Raw genomic sequence first — 14478 nt, 5'->3', positions numbered from 1 at the left:
TCGCTGCGCTCTGCCCGTGTTCAGCGCAGGATGATGCCGAGTCCTCGCTCGAAGGAGGCGTCGAGATCCGGGTCGAGGGTGATGGCGCCCGCGTCGGCCGCCTGACGGTGGAGCTGCGTCGTCTGGGTGTGGCCGACGACGTAGATCAGCAGGGTGCGGGCGACGTCGGGGCCGATGCTCGCGATGAGCGCCTCCTCGACGGCCGAGGTCCCCAGACGGAACGCCGTGGCCGTGGCCACGACGTCGGCGCCGTCCCGGATCGCCAGCATCGCCTCCCGCAGTCGGTGCATCGAGGCAGCGACGTCCTGGGTGACCTCCACCCCGTCGACGATGCGATCGGCCATGAGCGCCAGCAGGGTCTGCTTGTTCGGCACGTGGTGGTACAGGGCGCTGGCCTGCACGTCGAGCTCGGCCGCGACGCGGCGCATGGAGCAGAACTCCAGACCGAAGCCGTCGAGCACCCGCAGCGCTCCCGCGACGACGTCGTCGCGTGTGTGGGCCATGACCCTCCCCCTCGTTCGACCGCGCCGGACTGGCTGTGCCACACTACCGAACACCGTTCAGGTGAACACCGTTCAGGAGATCTCATGACCACGCCCGGCCCCACCGCTGCACCCACCCGTCGCCGCTCCCCGTCGACGGACCTCGCGCTCGTCACCACTTTCGCCGCCGTCATCGGCGTCTGTGCCGTGCTGCCCGCGATCAACGGCGTCGCCAACGTGCCGTTCACCCTGCAGATGTTCGGCGTGTTCCTCGCCGGTGCCGTCCTCGGCGCGAAGCGCGGCTTCGTCGCGGTCGCGCTCTACCTGGCCGTCGCGACCGCCGGAGTGCCGATCTTCGCCCAGGGCCAGGCCGGACCCGGTGTGTGGGGCGGTGCCACGGGTGGCTACCTGCTGGCCTTCCCGATCGCGGCGTTCCTCGTCGGCGTGGTCGCCTCGGCGATGGTCCGCCGCGGACCCACCCCGTTCACGGTGGCCGTCTCGGTCGCTGCCGCCGTCGCCACGGTGGCCGTGGTCGGGACGCTCGGCACCCTGGGCATGGCCCGGGCCCTCGACGTGCCGCTCGGCGTCGCCTGGGGCTACGCGACGCCGTTCTTCCTCGCCGACATCGCCAAGGGCGTGATCGCGGCGATCGTCGCCGCCGCCGTGCACCGCGCCTTCCCCCGCCTCACCCGCGGGTAGCCTCACCCCGTGACCGAGCAGCCGCATGATTGAGCTGGAGGGTGCCTCCGTCGTCGTCGACTCACCCGACGGACCGGTCACGCTGCTCGGACCGACGACCCTGACGCTCGACGAACGCCGCGTCGGGATCATCGGTGCCAACGGCTCCGGCAAGTCGACCCTCGCCCGACTGCTGAACGGGCTGGCCCTGCCGGCCACCGGCGCCGTGCGCGTCGACGGGCTCGACGTCGCGACGCAGGGACGCGAGGTCCGCCGTCGGGTGGGGTTCGTGTTCACCCACCCCGACGCGCAGCTGGTCATGCCCACCCCGCTCGAGGACGTCTCGCTCTCGCTGCGGCGCAGCGTGCCCGACAAGGCCGAGCGACGACGGCGGGCCCGCGAGGTGCTCGACTCGATCGGTCTCGCCGACCGTGCCGACGTGCCGGTGCACTCGCTGTCGGGCGGCCAGAAGCAGCTCCTGGCCTTGGCCGGGGTGCTCGCGACCGGACCGGACGTCGTGGTCGCGGACGAACCGACGACCCTGCTCGACCTGCGCAACACCCGGACCGTGGCCGACCACCTGTTCGGCCTGCAGCAGCAGCTGGTGCTGGTCACCCACGACCTGGCCCTCGCCCGGCGCTGCGACCGGGTGCTGGTCGTCGACGACGGCCGGGTCGTGCACGACGGCGCCGCGGAGGCGGCGGTCGAGCACTACGTCGGGCTCGTCGATGTCTGACCCGGCCGATGTCTGAGCTGCTCGGCGTCTACCGCCCCGGTACGAGCCTGCTGCACCGCCTGCCGGCGGGCCCGAAGCTGGCGGTGGTCGCTCTCTGGTCGATCGCGGTGGTCCTGCTGCGGGGCCCGATCACCTCCCCGGCGTTCGCGGTCGTCGCGGTCGCGGTGGCCGTGTGGTCGGGTCTCGCCTTGCGCCGCACCCTGCGGACGATGCGTGGCTTCCTGCTGCTCATGGTCCTCGTCGCGGCGTTCCAGACCTGGCAGCGCGGACCGGACGTCGCCGCCACCGTCGTCGGAAGCCTGTTCGCCCTGTTCCTGGTGGGGCTCGCCTTCACCGCGACGACCGCCGTCGACGACCTGCTGGGCACCGTCGAGCGGATCGCGTCACCGGTGCGGTTCGTGGGCGGGCGCCCCGAGCGGATCGCCCTGGCGTTCGCCCTGGTGCTGCGGGCGCTGCCGGCCGTGCTGGAGGTCGCCCAGGAGACTCGCGCAGCAGCGCGGGCCCGCGGCCTGGACCGCAGCCCGCGCGCCCTGCTGGTGCCGTTCGCGATCCGCGTCGTCGCCCACGCGTACGCCACGGGCGACGCCCTCGCCGCCCGAGGGCTCGACGACTCCTGACCCCCGACCCCCTCCACCCCCACCCAGATGTGCTCCCGAATCAACCGTTCCTGCGTCGGAAAAGGTTGATTCGGGAGCACATCTGGGTCGGGGGTGGGGTCAGAGGGTGGCGAGGACCTCGTTGAGGGTGGTCGAGGGGCGCATGACGGCCTCGGCCAGGGCGTCGTCGGGGCGGTAGTAGCCGCCGATCTCGGCCGGGGAGCCCTGCACCGCGAGCAGCTCCGCCACGATCGTGTCCTCGTTGTCCTTCAGCGAACCCGCCAGCTGCGCGAAGGCCTCCGCCAGCTCGGCGTCGTCGGTCTGCGCGGCCAGCTCCTGGGCCCAGTACAGCGCCAGGTAGAAGTGGCTGCCCCGGTTGTCGATCGTGCCGAGCTTGCGCCCCGGCGACCGGTTCTCGCCGAGGAACGTGCCGGTGGCGCGGTCGAGGGTGTCCGCCAGCACCTGGGCGCGGGCGTTGTCGGTGGTCTGGGCCAGGTGCTCGAAGCTGACCGCCAGCGCGAGGAACTCTCCGAGACTGTCCCAGCGGAGGTAGTTCTCCTTGACCAGCTGCTGGACGTGCTTCGGGGCCGACCCGCCGGCTCCGGTCTCGAACAGCCCGCCACCGTTGATCAGCGGCACGACCGACAGCATCTTGGCGCTGGTGCCGAGCTCGAGGATCGGGAACAGGTCGGTGAGGTAGTCGCGCAGCACGTTGCCCGTGACGCTGATGGTGTCCTCGCCGCGGCGGATCCGCTCCAGGGAGAAGGCGATCGCGTCGGCCGGCGTCGCCACCGAGATCTCCAGACCGTCGGTGTCGTGGTCGCGCAGGTACTCCGTGACCTTGCCGATGAGGTTGGCGTCGTGCGCGCGGTTCTCGTCGAGCCAGAACACCGCCGGGTCGCCGGTGGCGCGGGCGCGGCTGACGGCCAGCTTGACCCAGTCACGGATCGGCACGTCCTTGGTCTGGCAGGCCCGCCACACGTCACCGGCATCGACCTCGTGCTCCAGCAGGGTCCGGCCGCCGCCGTCGACCACCCGCACCGTGCCGGCCGCGGGGATCTCGAACGTCTTGTCGTGGCTGCCGTACTCCTCGGCGGCCTGCGCCATCAGGCCGACGTTCGACACCGAGCCCATCGTGGCCGGGTCGTAGGCGCCGTGCGTCCGGCAGTCGTCGATCGTGACCTGGTAGATCGAGGCGTAGCTGCTGTCGGGGATGACCGCGAGCGTGTCGGCCTCCTCACCGTCCGGGCCCCACATGTGACCGGAGGTCCGGATCATCGCGGGCATGGAGGCGTCGACGATGACGTCGCTCGGCACGTGCAGGTTGGAGATGCCGCGGTCGGAGTCGACCATCGCCAGCTCGGGTCCGTCGGCCAGCTCGGCCTCGAACGAGGCAGCGATCTCGGCGCCGCCGTCGACCCCGGTGAGGCCGGCGAGGATGCCGCCCAGACCGTCGTTGGCCGACAGCCCGGCCGCCGCCAGCTGCTCGCCGTGGGCGGCGAACGTCTTCGGGAAGAAGGCGCGGACCACGTGGCCGAAGATGATCGGGTCGGACACCTTCATCATGGTGGCCTTCAGGTGCACCGAGAACAGGACGCCCTCGTCCTTGGCCCGGGCGATCTGCGCGGTGAGGAACTCCCGCAGCGAGGCGACCCGCAGGACGCTGGCGTCGACGACCTCGCCCGCCAGCACCGGCACGGACTCGCGCAGGACCGTGGTGGTGCCGTCCGCGCCGACCAGCTCGATGCGCAGCGTGTCGTCGGCGGCGATGACGACCGACTGCTCGTTGGCCGCGAAGTCGTCGGCGCCCATCGTGGCGACGTTGGTGCGGGAGTCGGCCGACCAGGCACCCATCGAGTGGGGGTGCGCCTTGGCGTAGTTCTTGACCGAGGCCGGTGCGCGGCGGTCGGAGTTGCCCTCACGCAGGACCGGGTTGACCGCGCTGCCCTTGACCTTGTCGTAGCGAGCGCGCACGTCGCGCTCCTCGTCGGTCTGCGGCGAGTCGGGGTAGTTCGGCAGCGCGTAGCCCTGCTGCTGCAGCTCGGCCACGGCGGCCTTCAGCTGGGGGATCGACGCCGAGACGTTCGGCAGCTTGATGATGTTGGCGCCCGGCGTCTTGGCCAGCGCTCCCAGCTCGGCGAGCGCGTCGTCGACCCGCTGGTCCTCGGTGAGGAACTCAGGGAACTGGCTGATGATGCGGCCGGCCAGCGAGATGTCGCGGGTCTGGACGGCGACCCCGGCGGTGGCCGCGTAGGTCTGGACGACCGGGAGGAAGGAGTACGTGGCCAGGGCCGGCGCCTCGTCGGTGTGGGTGTAGATGATGGTCGAGTCGGTCACGAGGTGCTCCGTCGGTTTTGATAAGTCTCTTGACCCCAAGTTATCGCCCGTTGCTCCGTCAGCGCAGGCCGGTCGGCTTCCGGCGCGGTACGGTCCGACGATGGAGGACCTCGGTCTCGCACTGGGCATCGCCGTCGGCGTGGTCGCCGCGGCGGCCGGCATCCGGTGGTGGCTGCTCGGTCGCCGGCCCGGCCTCGGCTCGGCCGAGGACCGCGCGACCTACGCCACGCTGCACACCGCCTCCTTGGTCGCCCCTGCCCTGCGCGGGGGCCTCGACGCCGACAGTGCCCGCCGGTCGCTGCCGCACGTGCAGGCCCTGCTGGGCCGTCCGACCGTGGGCATCACGGGCACCCACGGCACCCTCGCCTGGTCGGGGCCGCCGGCACCGGCCGCGGTGCAGGACCTCGTCGACGCCGTGATCGCCGGCGGCGGCACCCAGGCGTCCGGCACCGCGATCGCGGCACCGCTGGTCGTCGAGGACCGGGTGGTCGGCAGCGTCGTGGTGGTCGCCGAGGAGACGTCGGCGGGCCTGGCCCGGGCCACCAGCGAGGTCGCGCGATGGATGTCGAGCCAGCTGGAGCTGGCCGAGCTCGCTGCGTCCCGCACGGCGCTCATGGAGGCCGAGCTGCGCGCGCTGCGGGCCCAGATCTCCCCCCACTTCATCTACAACTCGCTCGGGGCGATCGCGTCGTTCGTCCGCACCGACCCCGAGCGCGCCCGGGCGCTGCTGCTGGAGTTCGCCGACTTCACCCGCTACTCCTTCCGCCAGCACGGCGAGTTCACGACGCTGGCCGAGGAGCTGCGGTCGATCGAGCGCTACCTGGTGCTGGAGAAGGCCCGGTTCGGTGAGCGGCTGCGGGTCGTGGTCAGCGTCGCTCCCGAGGTGCTCAACGTGACCCTGCCGTTCCTGTCGGTCCAGCCGCTGGTCGAGAACGCCGTCCGGCACGGCCTCGAGGCCAGGCCCGGGACGGGGACGATCACGGTGTCGGCCCGTGACGCCGCGACGGAGTGCCTCATCGAGATCGAGGACGACGGCGCGGGCGCGGACCCCGAGACCGTGCGGGCGGCCCTCGCCGGTCGGTCGGTGTCCGGCTCGGTCGGGCTGGCCAACGTCGACGAGCGGCTGCGGGCCGTGTACGGCAACGACTACGGGATCGTCGTCGAGACCGCGCCGGGCCTGGGGACCAAGGTCTCGTTGCGCGTCCCGAAGTACGCCCCCACCACCGTGACGGCGATCACACCTACGATCTCTCCATGACCCCGTCGCTCCGAGCCCTGGTCGTCGACGACGAACAACCCGTCCTGGACGAGATCGTGTGGCTGCTGGAGTCCGACGACCGCGTCTCGTCGGTGCGGTCCGCGCGGTCCGGGACCGAGGCCCTCCGGGTGCTCGAGGGCGGCGACGTGGACCTGGTGTTCCTCGACGTGGCGATGCCGGGCCTCACCGGGCTGGACATCGCCCGGCTGCTCGCCCGCTTCACCGACCCGCCCCGCATCGTGTTCGTGACGGCCCACGAGGCGCACGCGGTCGAGGCCTTCGAGATGAACGCGGTCGACTACCTGCTCAAGCCGGTCCGGGAGGACCGACTGCGCGAGAGCGTCCGGCGCGCGTGCGCCGACGTCGAGGCCGCACCGGGGTCCTCCGACGACCGGATCGCCGTGGAGCTCGCCGGGGTGACCCGCTTCGTCAGCCGCGCCACGATCACCGACGTCGAGGCCCAGGGCGACTACGTGCGCCTGCACACCGCCGACGGCACGTCGCACCTCGTGCGGATGCCGATCAGCCACCTCGCCGACGCCTGGGCCGAGCACGGTTTCGTCCGGGTGCACCGCAGCCACGTGGTGAACCTGGCCCACGTCCGCGAGGTCCGTTCGCAGGCCGGTCGGTCGGCCGTCGTGGTCGCCCGCGGATCGGTCGTCGTCGAGATCGACGTGGCGCGCCGGCACACGCGCGAGCTGCGGGAGCACATCCGTGAGCGGGCCTGACCCGGCGCCCACCGACCCACCCGCCCCGGGCCGGGTCCGGATCACGAGTCCGCTGACCTCGGCGCCGGCCCACGTACGGCGCAGCGTCCGGCAGGAGATCGACGAGACCAGCGGGGTCGGCGAGGTGTACGTCCGGTCACTCGTGCGCACGCAGCTGCGGGCCGCCCTGACGGTGGTCTCGACCGTCCTGCTGACGGTGGGGGTGCTGCCCCTGGCCTTCGCGCTGTCCGACGACCTGTCCGAGGCCCGGCTGTTCGGGGTCCCGCTGCCGTGGCTCGTCCTCGGCGTCGGCGTGTACCCGGGCCTGATCCTGCTGGGGGTGCTGTACGTGCGGTTCGCGACCCGGGCCGAGCGGGACTTCGCCGCGCTGGTGGAGGCGCAGGAGGACCCGTGAGCAGCTCCTACGACATCGTCGCGATCGTCCTGGTCACCGTCGCCACCCTGGGCATCGGCGCCCTCGGGATGCGACTGAGCCGCACCACCAGCGACTTCTACGTCGCCTCACGCTCGGTGAGTCCGCGACTCAACGGATCGGCGATCGGCGGCGAGTACCTGTCGGCGGCGTCCTTCCTCGGCGTGGCGGGACTCGTGCTGGTGGCCGGCGCCGACATGCTCTGGTACCCGATCGGGTGGACCACCGGGTACCTGTTCCTGCTGGTGTTCGTCTCGGCGCCGCTGCGACGTTCCGGCGCGTACACGATCCCCGACTTCGCCCAGCTGCGGCTGCGGTCGCCGACCGTCCGCCGCGCGGCCGGCCTGCTCGTCGTGGCGATCGGATGGCTGTACCTGATGCCGCAGTTCCAAGGCGCAGGACTGACCGTCAGCGCCGTCACCGACGCTCCCGGGTGGGTCGGCACCGTCCTGGTCGCGGCCATCGTGGTGGTCAACGTCATGTCGGGAGGCATGCGGTCGATCACGTTCGTGCAGGCGTTCCAGTACTGGTTGAAGCTCACCTGCCTGCTCGTGCCGCTGTTCTTCCTCTGGTTGGCCTGGCGGTCCGACGGCGCCCCGTCGCCCGTGGTCGACGCCGACTGGCTGCTGCCGCAGAACGGCGGCACACCGATCGACCTCTACGTCACCTACTCGGTGATCGTGGCGACCTTCCTCGGCACCATGGGGCTGCCGCACGTGGTCGTGCGGTTCTACACCAACCCCGACGGGGCGGCCGCCCGCCGTACGACGGTCATCGTGCTCGGCCTCCTGATGTTGTTCTACCTGCTGCCCACCGCGTACGGCGTGCTCGGCCGGATCTACGCGAGCGACCTGATCGGGACCGGTCAGGCCGACACCGTCGTGCTGGCGCTGCCCGGCCGGATGCTGGGGTCGGGCGCGGACCTGCTGACCGCCCTGCTCACCGCCGGGGCCTTCGCGGCCTTCCTGTCGACGTCCTCCGGGCTGACGATGTCGATCGCCGGGGTCGTCGGCCAGACCATCTCGGCACGGCGGATGTTCGGCGGCCGGCTCACGGGCATCCCCGCCCTGCGGGTCGCCGCGGCGATCACCGTCACGGTGCCCCTGGCCCTGGCGCTGGCCGCCGAACGCATCCCCGTCGCGAACTCGGTCACCTTCGCGTTCGCGCTGGCCGCGTCCACGTTCTGCCCGCTGCTGGTGCTCGGCATCTGGTGGCGCGGCCTCACCGCCCCCGGCGCGCTGGCCGGCCTCGTCGGTGGCGGGTTGGCCGCCACACTGGCCCCCGTCCTCACCATCACGACCGACCCCGAGGGCTGGGTCGGGGCGCTCCTCGGCCAGCCGGCCGCATGGTCGGTGCCGCTGGGCTTCGGTCTGATGATCGGCGTCTCCCTGCTCACCCGGAGCCGGGTCCCCGACGACGTCAACCGCACCATGATCCGCCTGCACCTGCCCGAGAACGTGCAGCTCCGGCGCCCCTGACCCCCCGGGGACCCGACCGTTCGTCGCGTCGCCGCGACCGCTGGTCGCCCTCTGCGCACCGGTCGGCGAACGGGGTGCGGCGCCCGTCGCAACCCCACGGCAACCCCGCTCCCCCCACGCTGTGCTCTGCGACACAATGCAAGGGACGTCCCCCGAACCAGGAGCACCTGTGACCGAGCACGGCATCAGCAACCTGTCCCACGAGGACCGCATCTTCTCGCCCCCCGCCGAGATCGCGGCGCACGCGAACCTCACGGCCGAGGCGTACGACCGCGCCGCCGAGGACCGGTTGGGGTTCTGGGGAGCCGCCGCCGAACGGCTGGACTGGGCGACGCCGTTCACCGAGGTGCTCGACTGGTCCGACCCGCCGTTCGCGAAGTGGTTCGTCGGGGGCAAGCTCAACGTGGCGTACAACTGCGTCGACCGCCACGTCGAGAACGGCCACGGCGACAAGGTCGCGTTCCACTTCGTCGGCGAGCCGGGCGACACCCGCACGATCACCTACAGCGACCTCAAGGACGAGGTCAGCCGGGCGGCCAACGCCTTCACCGAGCTCGGGGTGGAGGCCGGCGACCGGATCGCCATCTACCTGCCGATGATCCCCGAGGCCGTCATCGCGATGCTCGCCTCGGCCCGCCTGGGGGCGATCCACATCGTCGTGTTCGGAGGGTTCTCCTCCGACGCCCTGGCCACGCGGATCGAGGACTGCGGCGCGAAGCTCGTCGTGACCGCCGACGGCGGCTACCGCCGGGGGGCACCGAGCGCCCTCAAACCGGCCGTCGACGAGGCCCTGGTCAAGATCGACAACGCCAGCTCCGCGATCGTCGAGAACGTGCTGGTGGTCCGCCGCACGGGTCAGGAGGTCGCGTTCGACAGCGACATCGACCTGTGGTGGCACGAGGTCGTCGACGAGTCCTCGGCCGACCACACGCCCGAGGCCTTCGACGCCGAGCAGCCGCTCTACGTCATGTACACGTCCGGCACGACGGGCAAGCCCAAGGGCATCCTGCACACCTCGGGCGGCTACCTGACGCAGGCCGCCTACACCTTCTGGGGCACGTTCGACCTCAAGGACGACGACGTGTACTGGTGCACCGCCGACGTCGGCTGGGTCACCGGACACTCCTACATCGTCTACGGCCCGACCGCCGCCGGCGCCACCCAGGTGCTGTACGAGGGCACCCCCGACACCCCGCACAAGGGCCGCTGGTGGGAGATCGTGGCCGAGTACGGCGTCACGAAGTTCTACACCGCCCCCACCGCGGTGCGGACGTTCATGAAGTGGGGCGACGAGATCCCCGCCGAGCACGACCTGTCGAGCCTGCGGATCCTCGGTTCGGTCGGCGAGTCGATCAACCCCGAGGCCTACGTCTGGTACCGCGAGAACATCGGCGGCGGCACCGCGCCGATCGTCGACACGTGGTGGCAGACCGAGACCGGCGCCCACATGATCACCCCGCTGCCCGGTGTCACCGACGCCAAGCCCGGCTCCGCCATGACCGCGTTCCCCGGCATCAGCGTCGAGGTCGTCGACGACGCCGGCACGCCGGTCGGCAACGGCGAGGGCGGCTACCTCGTGGTCACCGAACCCTGGCCGTCGATGCTGCGCACCATCTGGGGCGACGACCAGCGCTACCGCGACACCTACTGGTCGCGCTGGCCCGGCTACTACTTCGCCGGCGACGGCGCCAAGAAGGACGACGACGGCGCCATCTGGCTGCTCGGCCGGGTCGACGACGTCATGAACATCTCCGGCCACCGCCTCTCGACCACGGAGATCGAGTCCGCCCTGGTCTCGCACCCGTCGGTCGCCGAGGCCGCGGTGGTCGGGGCCGACGACGAGACGACCGGCCAGGCCGTGGTCGCCTTCGTGATCCTGCGCGAGTCGGCGGGCGACGGCGGGGCCGACATCGTGGCCGACCTGCGCAACCACGTCGCGAAGGAGATCGGGCCGATCGCCAAGCCGCGCTCGGTCATGGTCGTGCCCGAGCTGCCCAAGACCCGCTCCGGCAAGATCATGCGCCGGCTCCTGCGCGACGTCGCGGAGAACCGCGAGGTCGGCGACGCCACGACCCTGGCCGACTCCTCGGTCATGGACCTCATCTCCTCGGGCATGCGGTCCACCTCGACCGACGACTGAGACGTGCCGTGCCGGGCGGCCGACCGCGCGACAGGGCGCACGACTTGTAGGCTCGGCTCATGAGCACGCAGGACGAGATCACGGACGACCCCACCATCGGTCGCCTCGTCGCCGACGCGACGCGGGACCTCTCGGCGCTGGTGCAGGCGCAGATCGAGCTGGCCAAGGCCGAGCTGAGGTTCAGCGTCAAGGCCGGCCTGCTGGGCACCGCCCTGTTCCTCGTGGCCGGGTTCATCGGCCTGCTCGTCATCATCCTGCTGTCGATCGCGGCCGCGTTCTTCCTCACCATGACCGGGCTGCACCCGGCGTGGTGCTTCCTCATCGTCTCGGGTGCCTACGTGCTGCTCGCGGCGCTGCTGGTGCTCGTGGGCGTCAACCGGGTCAAGAAGATCCGCGCGCCCGAGCAGAGCATCGAGACCGCCAAGCAGATCCCGGCCGCCCTGAAGGGTCAGCACTCCGCCTCGTGATCGTCACGTGATCGGGTTCGACCTGGACATGACGCTGATCGACTCCCGCCCGGGGGTCGGAGCGGCCTACGAGGCCCTGTCCGCCGAGACGGGCACCTGGATCGACGTCGACCTGGTCGTGTCGCGGCTGGGACCGCCCGTCGAGCACGAGCTGGCCCACTGGTTCCCCGCCGAGGACGTGCCGGCCCTGGCCGACCGCTACCGCGCGCTCTACCCGGCCGTCGCTCCGCAGCGGGTCGAGGTCCTTCCCGGGGCGCACGAGGCACTGGCGGCGGCGCGCTCGCGGGGGCGGGTGGTGGTCGTCACCGCCAAGAACCGGGCCAACGCGGTCCTGCACGTCGAGCACCTCGGCCTGCAGGTCGACGAGGTCGTCGGCGACGTGTGGCGCGACGGCAAGGCCGACGTGCTGCGCCGCGGAGCGGCCGAGGTCTACGTCGGCGACCACGTGCACGACATGGAGGCCGCGGTGTCGTCGGGCACCACCGGCGTCGGGGTCAGCACGGGCCCGTGCTCCTCGAGCGACCTGTTCGGGGCCGGCGCGCACCACGTGCTCGCCTCGCTGGTCGAGCTGCCCGACTGGCTCCGCGGCCGCCCGACCTGAGGACTTCCTCGGGTTTGCCCGCGGTCCGGCGATCGCGCATACTCAAGTTACCGGCCAGTAGACGCCTGCTGCGCCGCTCCCCCGACGCCCCCCAGAAGCAAGGGACCCCATGAGCCACTACAAGAGCAACCTGCGCGACGTCGAGTTCAACCTCTTCGAGCTGTTCGGTCGCCAGGATATCCTCGGCACCGGCCCGTTCGAGGAGGTCGACACCGACACCGCGAAGAGCATCCTGTCCGAGATCGACCGGTTGTCCCGCGACGACCTGGCCGCCTCCTTCGACGACGCCGACCGCAACCCGCCGGTCTACGACCCGGCCGAGAAGACCGTCACCATGAACCCGGCCTTCGCCGCCTCGTACAAGGCGTGGATGGACGCGGAGTGGTGGCGCCTGCAGGTCCCCGAGGAGCTCGGTGGTCAGGTGGCCCCCGCCTCGCTGATCTGGGGTGGCGCGGAGTTCGTGCTCGGCGCGAACCCGGCGATCTGGATGTACGCCGCCGGCCCCGCCTTCGCCCGGATCGTCTTCGAGAACGGCATCGAGCGTGACCGCACGATCGCCGGCCACATGATCGAGAAGCAGTGGGGCGCCACCATGGTGCTGACCGAGCCGGACGCCGGCTCCGACGTCGGCGCCGGCCGCACCAAGGCCTTCCCCAACGAGGACGGCTCCTGGAACATCGAGGGCGTCAAACGGTTCATCACGTCGGCCGAGCACGACATGAGCGAGAACATCATGCACCTCGTGCTGGCCCGCCCGGTCGGCGTCGAGGGTGTCGGCGGACCCGGCACCAAGGGGCTCAGCCTGTTCCTCGTGCCCAAGATCCACTTCGACCACGAGACCGGCGAGCTCACCGGCGAGCGCAACGGCGCCTACGTGACCAACGTCGAGAAGAAGATGGGCATCAAGGTCTCCACGACCTGCGAGGTCACCTTCGGCGACACCAACCTCGGCGGTCCCGCCCGGGGCTGGCTCCTCGGCGAGGTCCACGACGGCATCAACCAGATGTTCCGCGTCATCGAGAACGCCCGCATGTTCGTGGGCGCCAAGGCCATCGCGACCCTGTCGACCGGCTACCTCAACGCGCTGGAGTTCGCCAAGGAGCGCGTGCAGGGCGCCGACCTGACGCAGGCCGCCGACAAGACCGCGCCGCGCGTCACGATCACCCACCACCCCGACGTGCGCCGCTCCCTGCTCACGCAGAAGGCGTTCGCCGAGGGCCTGCGCTCGCTGATGCTCTACACCGCCACCTGGCAGGACGACGTCATGATCAAGACGGCGGCCGGCGAGGACGCCTCGCTGTCCGAGGCGATCAACGACCTGCTCCTGCCGCTGGTCAAGGGCTACGGCTCCGAGCGTTCGTGGGTCCTGCTGGGCACCGAGTCGCTGCAGACCTTCGGCGGCTCGGGCTTCCTGCAGGACTACCCGGTCGAGCAGTACGTGCGCGACGCGAAGATCGACACGCTGTACGAGGGCACCACCGCGATCCAGGGCCAGGACCTGTTCTTCCGCAAGATCGTCAAGGACAAGGGCCAGGCCATCGGCTTCGTCTCCGGCGAGATCGAGAAGTTCATCGCGGCCGAGTCCGGGAACGGCCGCCTCAAGGTCGAGCGCGACCTGCTCGCCAAGGGCCTGGAGGACACGCAGGCCATCCTGGGTGCCGTCTTCGGCGACCTGATGGCGTCGAACCCGGCCGACGAGGCCGGCGACATCCAGAACATCTACAAGGTCGGGCTCAACACGACCCGCCTGGTGTACGTGCTCGGCGACCTGGTCGTCTCGTGGCTGCTGCTCCGCGGCGCCGAGGTGGCGCTCGAGAAGCTCGGTGGCGAGCTGCCGGCGTCGGAGAAGGCCTTCTACGAGGGCAAGGTCGCGGCGGCGTCGTTCTTCGCCCGCAACGTGCTGCCGGGTCTGACCGCCCAGCGCGTCATGGCCGAGAGCGTCGACGCGTCGATCATGGAGCTGGACGAAGCCGCGTTCTGATCCCCGCGTGACGAAGGCCCCCACCCGGACGGGTGGGGGCCTTCGTCGTGCGTCAGGGGGTGCTGGTCACCAGTTGATCCTGGTCACCAGTTGATGAAGGGATCCACCAGCGTGTACGGCGCGAAGTCGCTCGACAGGATCGAGAACATCACGAGCGCTCCACCGGCCAGTGCGATGTCCTTGTTGAAGGCGACCATCTCCATCTGCTTGTTCATGGCGTCGGTCTCCTTCCAGAAGGCGTGCATCGTCACGGCCATGATGACCAGGAGGATCGCCAGACCCAGCGCCCCGAGGTCACCGAAGATGCCGAGGGCGACCGAGAGGCCGCCCGCCAGCAGCGCGACACCGCTGACCTGGGTCATCAGCTTCGCGTTCGAGACGCCTCGCATCTCGGCGTAGCCCGCCATCGCGTCGGTCGCCATCAGGTGCCCGACTCCGGACATGACGATCAGGAAGCAGAACATCAGCCGGCCGATCAGAAAGATTTCATCCATGGGGCGGATCCTCCGCCTCCTGGCGACCGCGGTCAAGACACCGCACCGTTCGCCGCGCGGCCGGTCCGGGGCCAGGATGTGGGAAGGTGG

The 14478-nt window shown here is 71.1% G+C and carries 14 protein-coding genes; 11 read left to right on the top strand and 3 right to left on the bottom strand.

The window, feature by feature from the left end; translation table 11 throughout:
• Positions 1 to 20 precede the first annotated feature (20 nt).
• Positions 21 to 503: a TetR/AcrR family transcriptional regulator gene (locus tag HMPREF0063_RS14335; RefSeq protein ID WP_007079418.1), complete on the bottom strand. Its 483-nt coding sequence runs from the start codon at positions 501 to 503 to the stop codon at positions 21 to 23.
• An 84-nt stretch (positions 504 to 587) separates the two neighbouring features.
• On the opposite strand from HMPREF0063_RS14335, the gene HMPREF0063_RS14330 reads away from it, so the two are divergent.
• The 3 genes from HMPREF0063_RS14330 to HMPREF0063_RS14320 are packed head-to-tail and all read left to right on the top strand — an operon-like array spanning position 588 to position 2513.
• Positions 588 to 1181: a biotin transporter BioY gene (locus HMPREF0063_RS14330; protein ID WP_007079417.1), complete on the top strand. Its 594-nt coding sequence runs from the start codon at positions 588 to 590 to the stop codon at positions 1179 to 1181.
• Between the two features lie 25 nt (positions 1182 to 1206).
• Complete coding sequence (locus HMPREF0063_RS14325) at positions 1207 to 1896, top strand: energy-coupling factor ABC transporter ATP-binding protein (protein ID WP_007079416.1); 690 nt, start codon at positions 1207 to 1209, stop codon at positions 1894 to 1896.
• Between the two features lie 8 nt (positions 1897 to 1904).
• Complete coding sequence (locus HMPREF0063_RS14320) at positions 1905 to 2513, top strand: energy-coupling factor transporter transmembrane component T family protein (RefSeq protein WP_007079415.1); 609 nt, start codon at positions 1905 to 1907, stop codon at positions 2511 to 2513.
• 99 nt (positions 2514 to 2612) lie between these two features.
• On the opposite strand, the gene HMPREF0063_RS14315 is transcribed toward HMPREF0063_RS14320, so the two are convergent.
• A complete protein-coding gene (locus HMPREF0063_RS14315) occupies positions 2613 to 4829 on the bottom strand; it encodes an NADP-dependent isocitrate dehydrogenase (protein ID WP_007079414.1) in 2217 nt (738 codons plus the stop codon).
• Positions 4830 to 4929: 100 nt separating this feature from the next.
• Here HMPREF0063_RS14315 and HMPREF0063_RS14310 point away from each other — a divergent pair, with 100 nt between their 5' ends.
• From HMPREF0063_RS14310 to HMPREF0063_RS14275, 8 genes are all read left to right on the top strand, one after another.
• A complete protein-coding gene (locus HMPREF0063_RS14310; RefSeq protein WP_007079413.1) occupies positions 4930 to 6087 on the top strand; it encodes a sensor histidine kinase in 1158 nt (385 codons plus the stop codon).
• The gene (locus HMPREF0063_RS14305; protein WP_007079412.1) at positions 6084 to 6815 is read left to right on the top strand and encodes a LytR/AlgR family response regulator transcription factor; all 732 of its coding nucleotides are present in this window, start codon (positions 6084 to 6086) and stop codon (positions 6813 to 6815) included. The genes HMPREF0063_RS14310 and HMPREF0063_RS14305 overlap by 4 nt, the downstream gene beginning before the upstream one ends.
• The gene (locus HMPREF0063_RS14300; protein WP_007079411.1) at positions 6802 to 7209 is read left to right on the top strand and encodes a DUF485 domain-containing protein; all 408 of its coding nucleotides are present in this window, start codon (positions 6802 to 6804) and stop codon (positions 7207 to 7209) included. Before HMPREF0063_RS14305 ends, HMPREF0063_RS14300 begins: the two co-directional genes overlap by 14 nt.
• Positions 7206 to 8705 carry a sodium/solute symporter gene (locus tag HMPREF0063_RS14295; RefSeq protein ID WP_007079410.1) on the top strand — a complete coding sequence of 500 codons (1500 nt, stop codon included), beginning with the start codon at positions 7206 to 7208 and terminating at the stop codon, positions 8703 to 8705. Before HMPREF0063_RS14300 ends, HMPREF0063_RS14295 begins: the two co-directional genes overlap by 4 nt.
• Before the next feature lie 136 nt (positions 8706 to 8841).
• A complete protein-coding gene (acs, locus tag HMPREF0063_RS14290; RefSeq protein WP_169309997.1) occupies positions 8842 to 10845 on the top strand; it encodes an acetate--CoA ligase in 2004 nt (667 codons plus the stop codon).
• Positions 10846 to 10904: 59 nt separating this feature from the next.
• Positions 10905 to 11312, top strand: coding sequence for a phage holin family protein (locus tag HMPREF0063_RS14285; protein ID WP_007079408.1), 408 nt, complete (start codon positions 10905 to 10907; stop codon positions 11310 to 11312).
• A gap of 7 nt (positions 11313 to 11319) precedes the next feature.
• Positions 11320 to 11913: an HAD family hydrolase gene (locus HMPREF0063_RS14280; RefSeq protein WP_007079407.1), complete on the top strand. Its 594-nt coding sequence runs from the start codon at positions 11320 to 11322 to the stop codon at positions 11911 to 11913.
• 109 nt (positions 11914 to 12022) lie between these two features.
• A complete protein-coding gene (locus HMPREF0063_RS14275) occupies positions 12023 to 13894 on the top strand; it encodes an acyl-CoA dehydrogenase (RefSeq protein WP_007079406.1) in 1872 nt (623 codons plus the stop codon).
• A gap of 83 nt (positions 13895 to 13977) precedes the next feature.
• Here the strand turns inward: HMPREF0063_RS14275 and HMPREF0063_RS14270 are convergent, their stop codons facing one another.
• Positions 13978 to 14388, bottom strand: a complete 411-nt coding sequence (locus HMPREF0063_RS14270; protein WP_007079405.1) for a DoxX family protein — start codon at positions 14386 to 14388, stop codon at positions 13978 to 13980.
• Between the last annotated feature and the right edge of the window lie 90 nt (positions 14389 to 14478).

The sequence above is a fragment of the Aeromicrobium marinum DSM 15272 genome (assembly GCF_000160775.2).
Classification (GTDB): Bacteria; Actinomycetota; Actinomycetes; order Propionibacteriales; family Nocardioidaceae; genus Aeromicrobium; species Aeromicrobium marinum.
The sequence above is the reverse complement of the archived record's forward strand: the minus strand, read 5'-3'. Positions and strand labels throughout refer to the sequence as shown.